Here is a 15,104-nt window from a genome sequence, read left to right as displayed (position 1 = left end):
TTTTCGGTGTAGAAAAATAACCGCCGGCGGTTAATCAAGGCCGATTTCCTCCCATTGATGTAGGACCTATTCCACTACATCAAACTTTAGGGGGAAACACAATGGCAAGCATGAACAAGACGGAACTGGGATTCAATCAATGGACCTTGACGGACAAACCCACCATGGACGACTTCAACGCCGACAACCTGCTGACCGACCAGCTGCTCAAGGAGCAGTATTCGGTGACGATGAAGGCCGCCGGCGAGGACAAGCTGAACGTGACCTGGAACGGCAGCACCACCCGGATCGGTGCGGAGGACCTCGACGTTGGGAGCTCGTTCTATGTAGGCAAGGACTACACGGTTTACAAAACGGACGGCGGGTTCTTTATTTCTCTCGACGGTGACATCGCCCGCGCCCAAAGGATCGGCGGGTTCCACTACGGTACCTGCCGCCGCGTCGATGAAAAGCTGCGGCCGGTCAATCTGGCGGGAGAGGTTCGCGGCGAAGGGTGGGAAAGCAACGTCTACAACGGCATCCTGCCCCGCAGCGTATGGTACAAGGGGCACCGCCCGGCTTGCGACCCGAAGGGAATGGTGTACCTGGGAAACGGGACCTGGGTCGATATTTACCAATCCAGCGACGATGGGGACGGAGGTCTGCTATCGGCCTACAACCAACTGCCGTTGACCGGTACGGAGGGGCTCAACTGGTACGGATTCGTGGAGCGCGCCCTCGTGGTGGGGAAACGGCTGCTGACCTATCAGGAGTTTTGCCAGATGGCATTTGGAAGCCCCGGCGGGCTTGACGACAGCAACGAAAATGGCTGGACGGCGAAGACGAATAGTGGGCGGCAGAAAACCGGGTACGTGGCAAACGCGGTCTCTTCCATCGGCTGCCGGGACGCGGTGGGGAATGTCTGGGAGTGGCTAAGTGATTGCATTACGCGCGCGGAACATACGATGTACAGCGGCAATGGTAACTTTCCCTCATATGACGGCGGACGCGGTGGAAAAGCGTATACCAATGGAAATGGACATTATAGCCCCTCCACGGATGGTGTTTGGAACTGGGATAGTGTGTCTCCATTTGGTGATGGATACGGCAATATTTATGATTACAACGACTATTCGCTGATTGCCACAATTTCTGGAGGACAATGGAATGATGGTAAAAACGCTGGGGCGTGTACGGTACGACTTCGTAATTCACCTTGGGATACAATAAGTTTCATTAGCGCCCGCTGTGCCTGCAACAGCCTTTAAGAAAGGAGACTTGCTATTTTGTCCAGTATCAATAAAACAGAATTGGGCTTCAACCAATGGTCCCTGTCCGACAAGCCGACCATGGAGGACTTCAATGCGGATAATTTGCTGGCGGACCAAATATTAGAAGAGAAATTAGACAAATCCATTATCAGTTCCGGGGAGTGGACACCTTTTTTATACGGCAGCACAACGGAGGGTAATCCGACCTATACCGCGCGGGACGGATTCTATTGTAAAATTGGTCCCCTCGTTGTATGTAAAGGCTCGATCGTGATATCAAGCAAAGGCGGAATGAGCGGCGCCTTAAAAATCGGCGGGTTGCCTTTCGCCGCTATCAGAAGCTTTTCACAGCCCTCTGCAGTCATACGCGATACGAATCTTGCAGCCGGCCACATCATTACCGGAACTATAGCAAACTACACCTCACTGGCAATCATCCAGTCCAGCAACGCGACAGGTGGTTCATTGCAAGCGTCGGAAATCAATGACAATTTTTATTTTACGAATTTTTCCGCAATGTATATAACTAATTCTTAAGGAGGACAAAAATGGAAATACTTACAGGAACGCTGACCAAGGATTTTGTATCCATCCAGTCCGACAAATACGGAACCCGAGCGTATGAAAACAGCGAGACAGGCCGCCAGGCACTACAAGCCGAGCAGCCCGATGAAATCGTCAACGAAATCATGAAAGTATGGGATGCGAATCAAGAAGATACCGCAAACCATACGGCTCTGGAGGCCGGCACTGAAAGCTATCGGGAAAAATACATTAAACTAAGGAAAGAGTTTGATTCCCTCAAAGAAAGACTGATTCAATGTATCAAAGACCTGAGTTAATAAAAGCACTTCCGCCCCAGGCATGTTTCTTGTTAGAAAGTTTTTCTCTTTTGTGATATAATGGGAAAAATTGTTTATTCAGGGGGAATCTGGGATGACGCGGCTGCATCGGTTTCTAAACACCTTCGGCTTCGGGATTTTCCCGCTGCTGTGTGCCGTCGCCTTTGGGATCGCCATCTTCTTCATGGGGCGGGAGCTGCTCTATCCGCAGCTCGCCGGCGAGCCGGTGACAATCACCGCCGTGCAGGATGAGGATACTGGTTCCCTCGTCTGGGCGTATACCTACGACGGTACTCTGCGCCGGGAGGCCGCCGGGCAGCGGGACGGCGACTACCCCGGGATGACCGCGCTCGGCTACTACCTGCCGCGCACCGGTTCCCTCTGGCCGCGCAGCAACCCACCTTTCTGGGGGCTGATCTTCTTTCTACTCCCCTTTACGCTCGTGCTCGGCGGATGGGGGCTCTTCTTCCTGCTCAGGGGTACCAAGGTGAAGGTATCCGTCCACCGGCCGCCAAGGGGGCTCCGGTCCTACAGCGCCAGTGCCAGCATAGACATGAAGGGCACTCCGAATGGAACCATCGTCTGCCTGGTTGGGCTTCTTCTACTGGGAATATGCTCCTTCACACTTTGTACCCAGCTGCTGCCCCGGCTCGGTGCCCGGGAAATCTCTGCCGAGGTCACCGAAGTCGTGCGGCCGGGCCGGGAGTATCTCGTTTTACCGCTCGACGCCGGCGAAGGTGGGGAACCTATCCAGGTCACCGACCTTGGCGGTATCTTCACCGAGGATTATCTGCCGGGGTTGCGGGACAACTTTTACTACAGTCCCGCGGCGGGCAGGGCGGCCGTCATGCTCGACGCTGATTCGTCCTGCGTCCTGCTGTTCGTCACCGGCGTGATCGGCGTCATGCTCCTGTTTATCGGGACCTACGTTCTGGTGCGCGCCCCGAAGGATGAGGAGGTGGCCGCATGACGCTCTCCATCCTGATCGCCGCCGCGCTTTGCCTCATTATCTTTCTTCTGCACCGCGCGCGCTTGCACAAAGGGCGCATAGAGGTGCAGGCCACCATCGTCAAGGTAATCCGTACCACACACAAGGAAAAGGATTATTACGACCCGGACGGGACCTACCACCCGCCAATATCCTGGACCGAATCCACCCCGATCTTCGCCTTCACCCATGCAGGAAAGCGCTGCCAGGTCAAGGGCACCGAGTGGGACGGGCTGACCGTCGGGGAAGAAAAGACCATCTTTTGGGAGCCGGGCAGCGAAAGGATCATGCTCAAGGAGGGCAAGAGCGTCGCGTCCCTGGTCCTCCTGCTGGCGGCCGACCTGCTCATCCTTTCCTGTGCGCTCTGGGGCAGGCTGTCGGGCTACCCCTCCCTGATGGGGTACTTTTCGGCGCAGCCGCGGCAGGTGGCCTACTGGTGCCTGTTTTTCGGTGCCTATTGCCTCCTGGCCTTCTCTTATTATTTCCTGCTTCATTATCTTCCCCGGCTGGGTGCGCACCGCGAAATTGGCCGGATCACTGCGGTCATCCGGCCCAAAACCCGCTATGAGGCGCAGCTGACCGGGCAGGAACAGGCCATCGTGCCGGTGCAGATCCTCGGCCGGATGGACCTGCACCCCGGCGACACGCTGGAGCTGCTCTACCATCCCGCGCGCAAAAGGGCTTATATTCGAGTGTCCCAGGGGCTCAAGGGGATGTGCGCCTGCCTCTCCCTGATCGGGGCGGTCTTTGCACTGCCCGCCGGGGCGTTTCTGCTGTGGTTTTTTGGCGGCCTCTAGAGGTAATTGACCGCCAAAATCGCCAGCCCCAGCACGGTGAGCACCACACCGGTGGCCCGGTTCAACGTGACGGGAGATGCCTTGTTGGCAAACTTGGCGGCGATCCGCGCCCAGAGCAGGGTGCTCAGCACGCAGAGCAGCAGGTACCACATATTTGGCGCCCCGCCGATGGCGAAGTGGCTCACCGAGCCGGTGAAGGCGGTGAAGGCCATGATGAAGACGCTGGTGCCCACCGCGGTTTTCAGCTCATACCCCAGCACGCTGGTGAGCAGCAGGAGCATCATCATCCCGCCGCCGGCTCCCACGAAGCCGCAGATGAAGCCCACCGCCGACCCGCAGACCACCGACTGCCAGAAGCGCTTGCGCACGCTGACCGATTGCATGGTGCTCTTGGTGGTCATCACCGGGCGCAGAATAAATTTAATGCCCAGCAGCAGGGTCATGAAGGTGGAGAACCCGCCCATGGCGGTGCTGGGCACCAGGCTGGAAACAAAGCTGCCCACCAGGGTGAAGCAGAGCACGGCGATCATCATCACCAGTCCGTTTTTGATATCCAGGTTTTTGTTCTTCCCATAGGTATAGGCCGAGACGGCGCTGGCCAGCACGTCGCTCGCCAAGGCGATCCCGACGGCCATATAGGGCTCCACTCCCAGAAAGGTGATCAGCATGGGGCTGATTACCGCCGCCGCGCTCATCCCGGCAAATCCGGTGCCCAGCCCCGCGCCGAGGCCCGCCAGAAAACAGATGGCTACTGCATAAAGCATATCTTTCTACTCCTTTTGATCCGTCTGGAAATCCGCCCGCAGCGCGTCCATCCCCCGCAGCGCCGCCTGCACGTTTTGATCAAGCCGCTGCAAAAGCTGCCGCAGCTCCTTGAGCTCATTATCGCCAAAGCCCGCGAACAGGACGACAAAGCAGCGCTCCTGCCGCGCGGCGAGCTCAGAGAGCGCCACGCGCGATTCCGGCGCCAGGCTCAGGCGCTGTACCTTGCGGCTTTGCGGGTCCGGGCCCGAGGTGAGGTACCCCTTTTCCCGCAGCGCCTCGACGGCGGCGGAGACGTTGGACTTGGCCACCCCTCGCTTTTCCACAATGTCCCGCGCCGTGTTGTATTGCGGATTGTTGTGCAAAAAGAGCAGCACGTCGATCTCCAGCTGGGTGAGCGCGTAGCGCTGCGCCAGCGGCTGAAACATCCGGGAATAGAAGCGCTTGAAATGGTTGGCATAGTCAAGGATGTGGGATTGCAGAACGGCCGCCCCCTTTGTTATAAACAGAACGGTTATAATTATAACTATTATGATTGCCATTGTCAAGAAACCCCCGGCTTATCAAAGCCGGGGGTTTTTTCTTCAGTCGCTTCTTTTTTTCTGGCAGCGCGGGCAGATCCCGGTAAACTGGAGGCTGTGGCCGGTCACCGCGAACCCGGTGCGCGCCTCGAGTTCCTTTGCCATCTCCCCCAGCGGACAGCCCTCGAGCGGCACCTCCTCGCCGCACAGGGCGCAAACCAGTTGATGGTGGTGCCTGCCGCCGGTAAGCTGATAGTCCACCGCACCGTCCTGCCGGGCGGTACGCACCAGCAAACCGCTTTTGCACAACAGTCCCAGAAAGCGGTAGACGGTCGAAAGATTGACCCGGCTGTCCCCACAGCGCTCCCAGATTTCCTGGGCGCTTTGCGGGCCGTCAGCCGCGCGCAGCACCCGCAGGATCGCACGGCGGCCGGGCGTCTCCTTGAGATGGGCACGCAGCAGCAGATTGTCGGACATCCCGCTCCCCTCCTAAGCCAGCAGCTGGATCAGGGTCCCCGCCGCAAACCCGGCGAGATAGACGACCCCGCAAAGCCTGAGATTTTCCTTAAGATCCCGGTTGACCCGAAAAAGCACCAGGAAGCCCACCCCCGCGCTGGTGGACAGCCCGGCGACCACCGCCCCGAAGCTGATGGTCCCCTCGAGGTACAGGCTGGTCAACAGCACCGAGGCCGCGCAGTTGGGGATAAAGCCGAGCAGCGCCGAGACGGCGGGCTGCAGCAGGCTGCCGCCCAGCAGCAGCGCCGAGAGCCGCTCGGGGCCGAGCCACTCGACCACCCCGCCGAGGACGATCGAAACGATCAGCACGAAAACGAAGATTTCCACCGTATGGCGCAGCGCCGAGCGCAAAATCCCGTGCTCCTCGCAGTGACAGTGCTCGCAGAGGCGCTCCATATGCGCCCGGCGTTCGCCGGCGCCGCTCCCGCGGCGGGCGCGCAGCAGCAGGTCCAACCCCATCCCGACTGCAATGGCCAGCACCACCTTGATCGCGATCAGCTTGCCGATCACGCCCAGGTTTCCGGGGTTCGCCAGCAGGATGGGCAGCGCCTCGTCCGAGGTGGACAGAAAGACCGCCACCAGGGTGCCGGGGGTGATGATCCGCCCGCTGTAGAGGTTGGCCGCCGCCACCGAAAAACCGCACTGCGGCACGCAGCCGAGCAGCGCGCCGCTCACCGGGCCGAAGCGGCTCGAACCGGCGAGCAGCCGCTCCATGCGCTCGGAGGAGTGGTGCTCGAGGTACTCGATGAGCAGGTAGGCCCCGAAGAGGAAGGGCAGCATCTTCAGCGAATCGATCAGGGCGTCCTGGATGATTTCAAACAGGGTTTCCAAATTTCGGGGTCCTCCTAAATGCGAATTATTTGCATTTACTAATTATAAACGTTTTTTACTTTTTGTCAAGAATTGCCTTTACTGGCAGTTTGGACAAGCCGCGCCCTGCTCATACCCCGAGGCGGCAAAAGAAGGCATGCCCTCCCGGGTTTTTCCCTTCCATTTCACGGAAGAGGAAGGCCTTTGCGGCTGGCAAGTGCGAATGAAAATGACCGTTAGCTAAGGCAGCTAACGGTCACTTTTTCGCTCTTTTCGGGAAGAACGCAGGGCAAAATCCCCCATTTCTTCCAATCTTGTCCTAATTATATCCTTTTTTTCCGCCCTTTGCAAGGAAAAACCGGTATTTTCTTCTTCCGCCTCCCCGGCCGATGACCGTTAGCTGCCTTATCTGCTGGTCATTTTTATTTGATTATGACACGGAGGGAATATCGTGATGAAATACCATCTACGCTGCGCGCTCGCACTGGGGGTGCTGCTGGCTGCTCTCATACTCCCGGCGGACGCCGCCGGGCGGGTGAACTTAACACCTGATAACGGCTACACCGCCGATTATGGGATCGAGCTGCCCTTCACGCCTTCGCCGAGAACGGCGGACTATACCTTCGAGGTGTTCCGGGGGGAAAACACCTCACAGCCGCCCCTGGTGCGCGCGCAGGCTTCCCTGTCCGGCGGCGGGACGCGGACGCTCTATCTCCCGCTCGCCTTCGACCTCGAGCATGCCGAGCGCTACACCATCCGGGTGACGGCGCAGCCCGACGCGCGGCGCGCCGGGCTGGACACCGAGGGCAGCCGCACCTTCCCCTATACCACCCAATATTGCGGCGGGCGGCACACCGAGGCGCAGGGCGGCTACCTCCTGGGCGACGGCAGCGCGGGGAACCCCTACGTCATCCAGAACGCAAAACAGCTCTCCCATGTGCGGGAGCACCCCGGGAGTTATTTCCGCCAGAACGTGGACATCGACCTTTCCTCCTGGGGGAACTGGACCCCCATCGACGTGGACGGCATAAACTACGACGGCTGCGGGCACTATGTCTGGAACCTGACCAGCACCGGGCACAGCAGCGGCAACGCCCTCTTCGGGAACCTGACCAACTCCACCCTCCGGCGGTTCGGCGTCAACACCTTCACCTGTACCGGTGGGGAGTACGATGCCGGCCTGATCCGTGCGGCAAGCAACGTCACCCTCGACCAGTGTCTGGCGGCCAACGGCACCACGAGGGCCAATGTCTGCTCGGGCGGGCTCTTCGCGACGGCCGTGGGCGTCACGGTGCGCGACTCCTTCTCCTCGAGCTGCAACATCTATGCCAAAACCGCCAATGCCGGCGGGCTCAGCGGGAACTTTACCGGCAGCCTCGCCCGCTGCTACGCGATCAACACGGTCGCCGGCGAGGATTCCCTGGGCGGGATCTCGGGGCACGGGACCTATGCTTCCGCCTTCCAAAACGTCTACTGGGAGACCGGACGCGGAGCCGGCAGCGCGGTCCAGGAGTGGTGGAGCGGCGATAGCCCCTCCTCGGTCATCTGGAACTACAACCCGCCCGGCACTTTTGCCAAGCCGGCGGCCGAAATGACGGTGCAATCCACCTACCAGGGCTTTGCCTTCGCCAATGTCACCGACCCCTATAACCCCGCCAAACCCTGGGTGTGGGAGCCCAACCAAAGCCATCCCCTGCTGCACATCTTCTACCGGCCCGAGGAGCTCGGCTAGTCCCCGTCCGGCTGCAAAAGCAGGCCGCGCAATTTTTAATTGCGCGGCCTGCTTGTACTCTTATATACGTCCGATCAGCTTTTCATAGACCGCCGCCATGTGCGGCTCGCCGCTGGCCGCGGCAAGCTCCCCGAGCGGGAACCAGCGCACCGCGCTGTTTTCGTCCTCCTTATACCGCAGCGGCTGGCCCTTCGGCGCGACGAGCAGGTAGCTCGCCGACAGGTGGAGGTGGGCGGGCACATACCGCCCCCGCCGCACATGCCCGAAAACCGGCAGGATGTCCAGCGAGGCGATCCCCTCCCGAAGGGGGAGCACCCGCGTGATCCCGGTCTCCTCCACCGCCTCGCGCAGCGCCACGCCCAGAAGGTCCCCTTCCCCATCGGCGTGGCCGCCAGGGAAGCTCCAGGCGCTAAAGAGATTGTGCCAAACCATCAGCGCCTGCGTATGGGATTCGTCGAGCACCAGACCCGAGGCGGTCAGGTGCATAGCCTCGCACTCCCTGCTGAGAATCGTGCGCCCGCAGCGGCCGGCCGCCTCGCATATGACCCGCTTGTCCGCCGCCTCCTGCTCGCAGCCGGGGACGAAGGCCATGATCGCTTCCCGGTAGTCCATCCTAGCGCTCCAGCAGGATGACGAACCGGTGGCGCGGCTCACCCGAGCCGTCGTTCATCGCCGAATAGCAGTCGATGGCCATGTAGTCCGAAATGGGGATGTAGGTCGGGTCGGAGTTGGAGACCGCCCCGGTGCGGGAAACCCAGATCACCGACGCGCCGCTCTCCTGCGCATGGTCGCTGAAGGAGGGATTGACGTTGGGCCGGTAGCTCTTGGTGTTGTATTCATAGTGTTCCTTGGAGCTGGCGTCGGTCGAGGTGGCGATGGTCAGAAACGGGATGCGCGAAAGGGTGCTAAGGCTCTCCTCCAGCGGCGGGAAGCGCCCGCGCTGGGAGGAGAGGTTCGCCTTGAGCGTCTCCCCCTTTGTGAGGCGCGCCTTGCTTTTGCCGATGTCCAGCGTCCATTCGCGGCACTTCTTCTGCGAGATCAGCTCGGTAAGCTGGACCTGGACCGAGGTGAGGGTCGATTTATTGTCGGTATTGATAAAAACGTCCACAATCACCAGGTCCTCGTCCTTCTTCGGGTCGATGACCTCCATCACCTGGCTGGCGACATTGAAGGGCTGCTTCGGGTCGAAGTCCCCCAGGGTATAGGTCGAACGGAATACGGTCAGACGCAGCAGCAGGCAGAGTACGAGCACCCCGCCAAGGCACCAGAGCAGCCGCAGATAACGGCGCTTGGCCTCGGGCTTGAGATGGTATTTCCGTTTTTTCTTTGCCGCCATGCGGTCCGCCCCCATCCTGTTTTTCATTTGATGTAATAATTATACCTTTTTTGGCCCGTTTTGTAAACCGAAGCCGCACCGCGCCGAATATCTTTTTTCGACAGAGTTGCCGCAGGGAATTGCAATATCTCGTGGATTCGTGTATGATGGTTTTTGTGAGGAACCTGCTTAATCACGGCATTCGAACGTCTTGGGGGGTGTGGGTATTTGAAGGCGGTTAAACGGGTATTCCATTTTTTTGCCATGCTCCTGCTGTTGGGGATCATCGTTTTCCTCAGCTATGCATACGTATCGCAAATCAATACCCTGGTCACCGAGCAGACCAAGTCCCACATTCTGGAGGTCGCCGAGCAGAACGCCGATGCGGTCACCCAGAGCGTGCAGGCCGACCTGCGCCGGGTGGGGTCGCTGGCCAGCTCGATCCTGGGCGCGGCCGACCTGCAATCCCCCAACGAGGAGCTGACCGGCTTCCTGCGCAAGCAGGCCGCGAGCGACGGCTATTCGCGCATTACCATCACCGACACCGCGGGCCGCGGCTACACCAGCGACGGGCAGACGGTCGACCTGTCGCAGAGCCGCAACTATCTCAAGGCCCTGCAGGGGACGCCCAACATGTCCAAGCCCCAGGTGGAGGACACCGCCGGCAACGCGGCGGTCACCTACAGCGTGCCGATGAAAGAGGGCGGCGCCATCAAGGGGGTGCTGATGTGCACCCAGGACATCAGCGTCGTCTCCACACGGTATTCCGGCAGCTTTTTAAACGGGATGGGCTCCTATTACGTCGTCAGCCAGAACGGGGAGATTATCTTCCACTCCGACCCGCAGATGGTCTCAAAAAATATTTTACAGCTCATCGACGAGAGCGCCAGCCCCGAGCAGGTGCGCCGCTTCTCGATCGACATCCTCAACGGCAAGTCGAGCATCGCCGCCTTCCGCCTCAACGGGGAGGACGTCTATCTCGGCTATGTGCCGATCAAGGACGTGAACGGCTGGTATATCATCTCGGCCGTCTCCCGCGAAGCGGTGGCCAGCCAGGCGACCGACATCATCACCATCTCGTTCTACGCCTGCCTGTTCATCCTGGTGGCTTGCCTGCTGCTGGTCATCTCGGTGGTGGCCCAGAAGAGCCGCACCCGCAAGCTGATGCTCAAAGCGGCGCTCGAGGACCCGGTCACCAAGTGCCCCAACTCCAACAAGTTCATCATGGATGCCGAGCCGTTGCTCGAGCGCCGGGGCAAGCGCCACTATGCGCTGATCTATTTCGACATCAACAAGTTCCGCCTGATCAACGACTCCTTCGGGCACCAGATCGGCGACCGGATGCTCTGCGAGATCGCCGGGATTTTGCGGGAAATCCTGCGCCCCGACCAGCCCTTCGGGCATATTTCAGGGGACCACTTCGTCATCCTGACCTCCTACAGCAACCTGCAAGCGGACATCGTCGGGCTCGTCGAGCGGCTCTTTTCCCATGTGCGGCGCATTTCGATCAACAACTTCTCCGCCTTCAACCTGACCCTGGCGGTGGGGATTTACTGCGTGCAGGAGAACGAGACCGACATCAACAACATGATCAACCGCGCCAGCATGGCGCGTACCAACGCCAAGGGCTCGCACGAGAGCCGGTTTGCCTTCTTCTCGGACCAGGCGCGCAGCACCCTGCTCGAGGAGGCCAGCCTGGAGAGCGAGATGGAGGCCGCCCTGCGCACCGGGCAGTTCGTGCCCTTCTACCAGCCGCTGATTGATTTTCACACCGGCCAGATCGTGGGCGCCGAGGCGCTCATCCGCTGGAGCCACCCCATCAAGGGGCTGATCCCGCCGGGCAAGTTTATCCCGCTGTTCGAGCGCAACGGCTTCATCAACAAGGTGGACCGCTTCATGCTGCAGCAGATCTGCCGCCAGATCAGGGAACACCTGGACCGGGGGCTGACGGTGCCGCGCATCTCCCTCAATCTCTCGCGGGTGCTGCTCGGGCAGAAGGATCTGGTCCCCTTTATCCAGACCACCGTGCTGCGGCATGGACTGAGCCCCTCGATGATCGAGTTCGAGCTGACCGAGAGCGCCTTTTACGACAACCTGGATTACCTGATCGAAATCATGAACAAGCTGCGCACCCTGGGCTTCACCGTGGCGATGGACGACTTCGGCGTGGGCTACTCCTCGCTGCACATGCTCAAGAAGATGCCCGTCGATGTGCTCAAGCTCGACCGCGAGGCCCTCAGCGGGATCGAGACCGACGAGCGCTCCCGCAGCATCGTGCGCATGATGGTGGCCTTGGGGCACGAGCTGCAGTTCACCGTGGTCAGCGAAGGGGTGGAGAGCTTCGAGCAGGCCAACTTCCTGCGCGGGATCGGCTCCGACCTGGCGCAGGGCTATGTCTTTGCAAGGCCGATGCCCGCCGAGGAATTCTACCACCTGCTGCTTTCGCGCGACGTGCGCACCGGCGCGGCCTATACCGAGAGCAGCCGCAAGTGGATCGCCCAGCTGAGTGCCCCCGCCCAACCGGAAGCCCCCGCGGCCCCGGCCGGCGCTCCCCGCCAGTAATGAAAAGGGCTGCGAAGAACATGTTCTTCGCAGCCCTTTGTTATTTCCCGATCTTTACGCCGTCCTTAAAATTCTCGCGGTAGCTCTTGATCGCCCACTGGATGACGTTGCGGGCCGCATCCCGGCCCATCACCTCGTTGACCGCCGTCTCCTTGCTCTCCAGCTCCTTGTAGACCTTAAAGAAATGGGACATCTCGTCGAAGATGTGCCCCGGCAGCTCCTCGATCCCCGTGTAGCCGTTGTAGGTCGGGTCGCTATAGGGGATGGCGATGATCTTTTCATCATTTCGCCCGTTGTCGATCATCGAGATCACCCCGATGGGATAGCAGCGCACCAGCGTCAGCGGCTCGAGCGGCTCGCTGCAGAGCACCAGCACGTCCAGCGGGTCCTGGTCATCCCCATAGGTGCGGGGGATGAAGCCATAGTTGGCCGGGTAGTGCGTGGAGGTATAGAGGATCCGGTCCAGGATGATCATCCCGGTCTCCTTGTCCAGCTCGTATTTCTTCTTGCTGCCCTTGGATATTTCGATCACCGCGATAAAGTCGTCCCGGCTGATCCGCTCTTCTGCGATAGAGTGCCATATATTGAACATGTCAATCGTCTCCTCCGTATGATGTTGCGGATGATTTTTTCTATCATACCATAGTTTCGTGGTTTTTAACAAGAGAGAGGAAATTATTTGTACAAATTTCTATTTCTAATATCTGGTATTTTTGCGGACAAGACCGGTTTTTTTATGCTATAATGAAAACAGGTTTATGGTTGCGGTGACAGTTGCGCCCAAAATGGGGCGTACCCGCGTAAAAATTTGGTTTAAAGGTGTGAAAATGCGAATGGCAAACCCGATCCCCGCACTCGAAAAAAGATTTATCCCCTTCGCGTCCGGCTTTTTGGCCGTGCTGATGGGGCTTACCATGAGCGCCTCCCCCGCCTTTGCGGCGGGCGATGAGAGCTCCGCCCCGCAGGAGGACTCCTCCCAGAGCGAGGAATGGATCGAATCCGGCCAGACCCGCAAAAAGGTCTCCTCCTCCGAGGAGCCCGTCCTCAACGTGAGGATCGTGGACGATGAGGACAGCGGCGAGGTCGCCTCGGCCAAGGTGGGCGCCAAGAGCGGTTCCGGTTCCACCAAGGCGGCGCTCAAGATCAGCGCCCCCACAAAGCTCAAATCGGGCGGCGGCTATGACAGCATGCTGGAGTGGAAAAAGAAAAACAGCGACGTGATGGGCTGGCTCACCGTGCCCGGCACCAACATCGACTACGCCGTGGTCCAGGGCCCGACCAACGACTACTACCTCGAAAAGGGGTACGACAAGCAGTACAGCTACAACGGCGTCATCTGGGCGGACCAGGACGTCACCGCCAGCTCGAAGAACACCATCCTCTATGGGCACAACTGGACCAACTATTCCGCCACGCCCCGGATCGGCAATCCCAGCGATGTGATGTTCGGCCAGCTGACCAGCTATCACTACCTCGATTTCGCGAAGGAACATCCCGTCATCGAGTATGCCGACAAGAACGGCAACGCCAACTGGGCCATCTTCGCGGCCTTCTACACCGACCTGCATTTCGATTACATCAAGACCGACGCCAACGTGGTCTCTTTGGCCAAGGAGGCCATGAGCCGCAGCATGCACAACTTCTCGGTGGACGTCAAGAGCAGCGATAAGATCCTTACCCTCTCGACCTGCACCAGGGCCTACGGCAAGCGCGCGGATCAGCGGTTCGTCGTGATGGCGCGCAAGGTGCGCAAGGGAGAAAAGCTGACGGTCAACGCGACCGAGAATGTGAACTTCAAAAAACCGCAGTTCTAATTGTAAAGCTAAAAGAGCCCACAGCCTAAGCTGTGGGCTCTTTTTAATCGAGCACGCCGTAAGCAATCAGCGAACCCTTGTCCTTAATCGCGAGCGAAACGGTCAAATAGAGGACCACCCCGTCCGCCTCGGCGTAGAAGGAATCGATCTCTTTACCGAAATAGTCCTTAACCGTGCCAAGCAGCTGGCCCTTGGCGATCTTCTCCCCCGCCTTGACCTGCGGGTACCAGCAACCGCCCTCGCCGGCATTGAGATAATAAGCCTTGGCGATTTCCCGCGGATGGCGGGAGATCGGCTCCGGAGCGCTAGGCAGCACGCCGAGATGGCGCAGAACATTGCGCACGTCTTTTTTATAGGCCTCCACCTCGTCGCGGCTCCACAGCCCCCGGCCACCCCGCTCGATCAACAGGCTGGGGCAGCCCAGGGCGGCCGCTCCGTTGTAGGCCTCGCTCACCCCGCCCGAGCGAACCATATAATCCATATCCAGAAGCTGCGCCACCGCGCGAGAGCGCTCGGTCACCGACTCCTCCGCCTTGCCCGGGAAATAGACATAGGGGTGCAGCTCTTCGTGCATGTCCCCGCTGTGCAGGTCGAGATAGAAGTCGGCCTTCTTGTAAAATTCCTGACACAGCATATAGGCGAGCCGCTCGGTTGCGCTGCCGTTTTCATCACCTGGGAATACCCGGTTGAGGTTCTTTCCATCCTCGGGGACAATGGAACAGACCCGCGCCTTGAAGCCCTGGGTATTGATCGGATGGATCCACACGATATTTCCGCAAAGCTCCTTCGGGTCCAGCTCCTGCGCAAGCTCGATGGCCGCCTGAATCCCCGGGTACTCCGCGCCGTGCACCCCCGCGCTGATGAGCACCGTTTTCCCTTCCTTCGCCCCGCACATCAGAGTAACCGGCATACTCAATGCGGTACCCCGCACATCCAGCATCTGCTGTTTTTTCTCCCCCGGCTGCGCGGTGATCGAGGCGATCGTCAATGGCTGCATAACAAGCCCTCCCTAAGTAAATTGCGGTTTGCCATAGGCAACCGCTGGTCCGAACCCATTATAGCACGGGTTGGGAGGACGGTGTGACCAAAAACGCCTTAAAAATTGTAGTGATAACGCTAAGAGCCGCAAAACAGTCGCATTTACGGTGCCGTTTCATACTTTATTGGGCAGCCATTGAGGCTTTCGCAGCGCTCT

The 15,104-nt window shown here is 59.5% G+C and carries 16 protein-coding genes; 8 read left to right on the top strand and 8 right to left on the bottom strand.

What is annotated here, in order from left to right:
• The first annotated feature begins 101 nt into the window (after window positions 1-101).
• The 5 genes from B5477_RS06610 to B5477_RS06590 all read left to right on the top strand — a co-directional run bounded on the left by B5477_RS06610 (window position 102) and on the right by B5477_RS06590 (window position 3,877).
• Window positions 102-1,247 carry a phage major tropism determinant gene (locus B5477_RS06610; RefSeq protein ID WP_079698952.1) on the top strand — a complete coding sequence of 382 codons (1,146 nt, stop codon included), beginning with the start codon at window positions 102-104 and terminating at the stop codon, window positions 1,245-1,247.
• Window positions 1,248-1,265: 18 nt separating this feature from the next.
• Window positions 1,266-1,787: a hypothetical protein gene (locus B5477_RS06605; RefSeq protein WP_079698951.1), complete on the top strand. Its 522-nt coding sequence runs from the start codon at window positions 1,266-1,268 to the stop codon at window positions 1,785-1,787.
• Between the two features lie 11 nt (window positions 1,788-1,798).
• On the top strand, window positions 1,799-2,092 hold the full coding sequence (locus B5477_RS06600) for a hypothetical protein (RefSeq protein ID WP_079698950.1): 294 nt from the start codon (window positions 1,799-1,801) through the stop codon (window positions 2,090-2,092).
• Between the two features lie 94 nt (window positions 2,093-2,186).
• Window positions 2,187-3,062 carry a hypothetical protein gene (locus B5477_RS06595; RefSeq protein ID WP_079698949.1) on the top strand — a complete coding sequence of 292 codons (876 nt, stop codon included), beginning with the start codon at window positions 2,187-2,189 and terminating at the stop codon, window positions 3,060-3,062.
• The gene (locus B5477_RS06590) at window positions 3,059-3,877 is read left to right on the top strand and encodes a hypothetical protein (protein ID WP_079698948.1); all 819 of its coding nucleotides are present in this window, start codon (window positions 3,059-3,061) and stop codon (window positions 3,875-3,877) included. Before B5477_RS06595 ends, B5477_RS06590 begins: the two co-directional genes overlap by 4 nt.
• On the opposite strand, the gene B5477_RS06585 is transcribed toward B5477_RS06590, so the two are convergent.
• From B5477_RS06585 to B5477_RS06570, 4 genes are read right to left on the bottom strand one after another with little or no spacing between them, the layout of a single operon-like run.
• Window positions 3,874-4,641, bottom strand: a complete 768-nt coding sequence (locus B5477_RS06585) for a sulfite exporter TauE/SafE family protein (RefSeq protein ID WP_079698947.1) — start codon at window positions 4,639-4,641, stop codon at window positions 3,874-3,876. The genes B5477_RS06590 and B5477_RS06585 overlap by 4 nt on opposite strands.
• Window positions 4,642-4,647: 6 nt before the next feature.
• A complete protein-coding gene (locus B5477_RS06580) occupies window positions 4,648-5,181 on the bottom strand; it encodes a MarR family winged helix-turn-helix transcriptional regulator (RefSeq protein ID WP_242942141.1) in 534 nt (177 codons plus the stop codon).
• A 42-nt stretch (window positions 5,182-5,223) separates the two neighbouring features.
• Window positions 5,224-5,637 (bottom strand): Fur family transcriptional regulator, encoded by a 414-nt coding sequence (locus B5477_RS06575; protein ID WP_079698946.1) that lies wholly within the window; start codon window positions 5,635-5,637, stop codon window positions 5,224-5,226.
• Between the two features lie 12 nt (window positions 5,638-5,649).
• On the bottom strand, window positions 5,650-6,507 hold the full coding sequence (locus B5477_RS06570; RefSeq protein WP_079698945.1) for a putative manganese transporter: 858 nt from the start codon (window positions 6,505-6,507) through the stop codon (window positions 5,650-5,652).
• A 433-nt stretch (window positions 6,508-6,940) separates the two neighbouring features.
• Between B5477_RS06570 and B5477_RS06565 the strand changes: the two genes are divergently transcribed.
• The gene (locus B5477_RS06565; protein WP_079698944.1) at window positions 6,941-8,218 is read left to right on the top strand and encodes a hypothetical protein; all 1,278 of its coding nucleotides are present in this window, start codon (window positions 6,941-6,943) and stop codon (window positions 8,216-8,218) included.
• A 60-nt stretch (window positions 8,219-8,278) separates the two neighbouring features.
• Here the strand turns inward: B5477_RS06565 and B5477_RS06560 are convergent, their stop codons facing one another.
• Both B5477_RS06560 and B5477_RS06555 read right to left on the bottom strand, forming a co-directional pair.
• Complete coding sequence (locus tag B5477_RS06560) at window positions 8,279-8,830, bottom strand: NUDIX hydrolase (protein ID WP_079698943.1); 552 nt, start codon at window positions 8,828-8,830, stop codon at window positions 8,279-8,281.
• A 1-nt stretch (window position 8,831) separates the two neighbouring features.
• Window positions 8,832-9,554, bottom strand: coding sequence for a hypothetical protein (locus tag B5477_RS06555; RefSeq protein WP_143533557.1), 723 nt, complete (start codon window positions 9,552-9,554; stop codon window positions 8,832-8,834).
• Between the two features lie 207 nt (window positions 9,555-9,761).
• Here B5477_RS06555 and B5477_RS06550 point away from each other — a divergent pair, with 207 nt between their 5' ends.
• Window positions 9,762-12,095 carry a bifunctional diguanylate cyclase/phosphodiesterase gene (locus B5477_RS06550; protein WP_079698941.1) on the top strand — a complete coding sequence of 778 codons (2,334 nt, stop codon included), beginning with the start codon at window positions 9,762-9,764 and terminating at the stop codon, window positions 12,093-12,095.
• A 40-nt stretch (window positions 12,096-12,135) separates the two neighbouring features.
• Here the strand turns inward: B5477_RS06550 and B5477_RS06545 are convergent, their stop codons facing one another.
• A complete protein-coding gene (locus B5477_RS06545) occupies window positions 12,136-12,687 on the bottom strand; it encodes an inorganic diphosphatase (protein ID WP_079698940.1) in 552 nt (183 codons plus the stop codon).
• A 241-nt stretch (window positions 12,688-12,928) separates the two neighbouring features.
• Between B5477_RS06545 and B5477_RS06540 the strand changes: the two genes are divergently transcribed.
• Complete coding sequence (locus tag B5477_RS06540) at window positions 12,929-13,909, top strand: class B sortase (RefSeq protein ID WP_159448954.1); 981 nt, start codon at window positions 12,929-12,931, stop codon at window positions 13,907-13,909.
• 43 nt (window positions 13,910-13,952) lie between these two features.
• On the opposite strand, the gene B5477_RS06535 is transcribed toward B5477_RS06540, so the two are convergent.
• On the bottom strand, window positions 13,953-14,906 hold the full coding sequence (locus B5477_RS06535; protein WP_079698938.1) for a M14 family metallopeptidase: 954 nt from the start codon (window positions 14,904-14,906) through the stop codon (window positions 13,953-13,955).
• Window positions 14,907-15,104 lie beyond the last annotated feature (198 nt).

Source organism: Provencibacterium massiliense, from assembly GCF_900169495.1.
Taxonomy (GTDB): domain Bacteria; phylum Bacillota; class Clostridia; order Oscillospirales; family Ruminococcaceae; genus Harryflintia; species Harryflintia acetispora.
This window is presented reverse-complemented; position numbering and strand designations above follow the sequence as displayed.

Bases quoted from the DNA above. Each gene is read 5' to 3' on its own strand.
- B5477_RS06610 (WP_079698952.1), top strand. From the start codon at position 102: ATGGCAAGCATGAACAAGACGGAACTGGGATTCAATCAATGGACCTTG.
- B5477_RS06600 (WP_079698950.1), top strand. From the start codon at position 1,799: ATGGAAATACTTACAGGAACGCTGACCAAGGATTTTGTATCCATCCAG.
- B5477_RS06595 (WP_079698949.1), top strand. From the start codon at position 2,187: ATGACGCGGCTGCATCGGTTTCTAAACACCTTCGGCTTCGGGATTTTC.
- B5477_RS06590 (WP_079698948.1), top strand. From the start codon at position 3,059: ATGACGCTCTCCATCCTGATCGCCGCCGCGCTTTGCCTCATTATCTTT.
- B5477_RS06585 (WP_079698947.1), bottom strand. From the start codon at position 4,641: ATGCTTTATGCAGTAGCCATCTGTTTTCTGGCGGGCCTCGGCGCGGGG.
- B5477_RS06580 (WP_242942141.1), bottom strand. From the start codon at position 5,181: ATGGCAATCATAATAGTTATAATTATAACCGTTCTGTTTATAACAAAG.
- B5477_RS06575 (WP_079698946.1), bottom strand. From the start codon at position 5,637: ATGTCCGACAATCTGCTGCTGCGTGCCCATCTCAAGGAGACGCCCGGC.
- B5477_RS06565 (WP_079698944.1), top strand. From the start codon at position 6,941: ATGAAATACCATCTACGCTGCGCGCTCGCACTGGGGGTGCTGCTGGCT.
- B5477_RS06560 (WP_079698943.1), bottom strand. From the start codon at position 8,830: ATGGACTACCGGGAAGCGATCATGGCCTTCGTCCCCGGCTGCGAGCAG.
- B5477_RS06555 (WP_143533557.1), bottom strand. From the start codon at position 9,554: ATGGCGGCAAAGAAAAAACGGAAATACCATCTCAAGCCCGAGGCCAAG.
- B5477_RS06545 (WP_079698940.1), bottom strand. From the start codon at position 12,687: ATGTTCAATATATGGCACTCTATCGCAGAAGAGCGGATCAGCCGGGAC.
- B5477_RS06540 (WP_159448954.1), top strand. From the start codon at position 12,929: ATGGCAAACCCGATCCCCGCACTCGAAAAAAGATTTATCCCCTTCGCG.
- B5477_RS06535 (WP_079698938.1), bottom strand. From the start codon at position 14,906: ATGCAGCCATTGACGATCGCCTCGATCACCGCGCAGCCGGGGGAGAAA.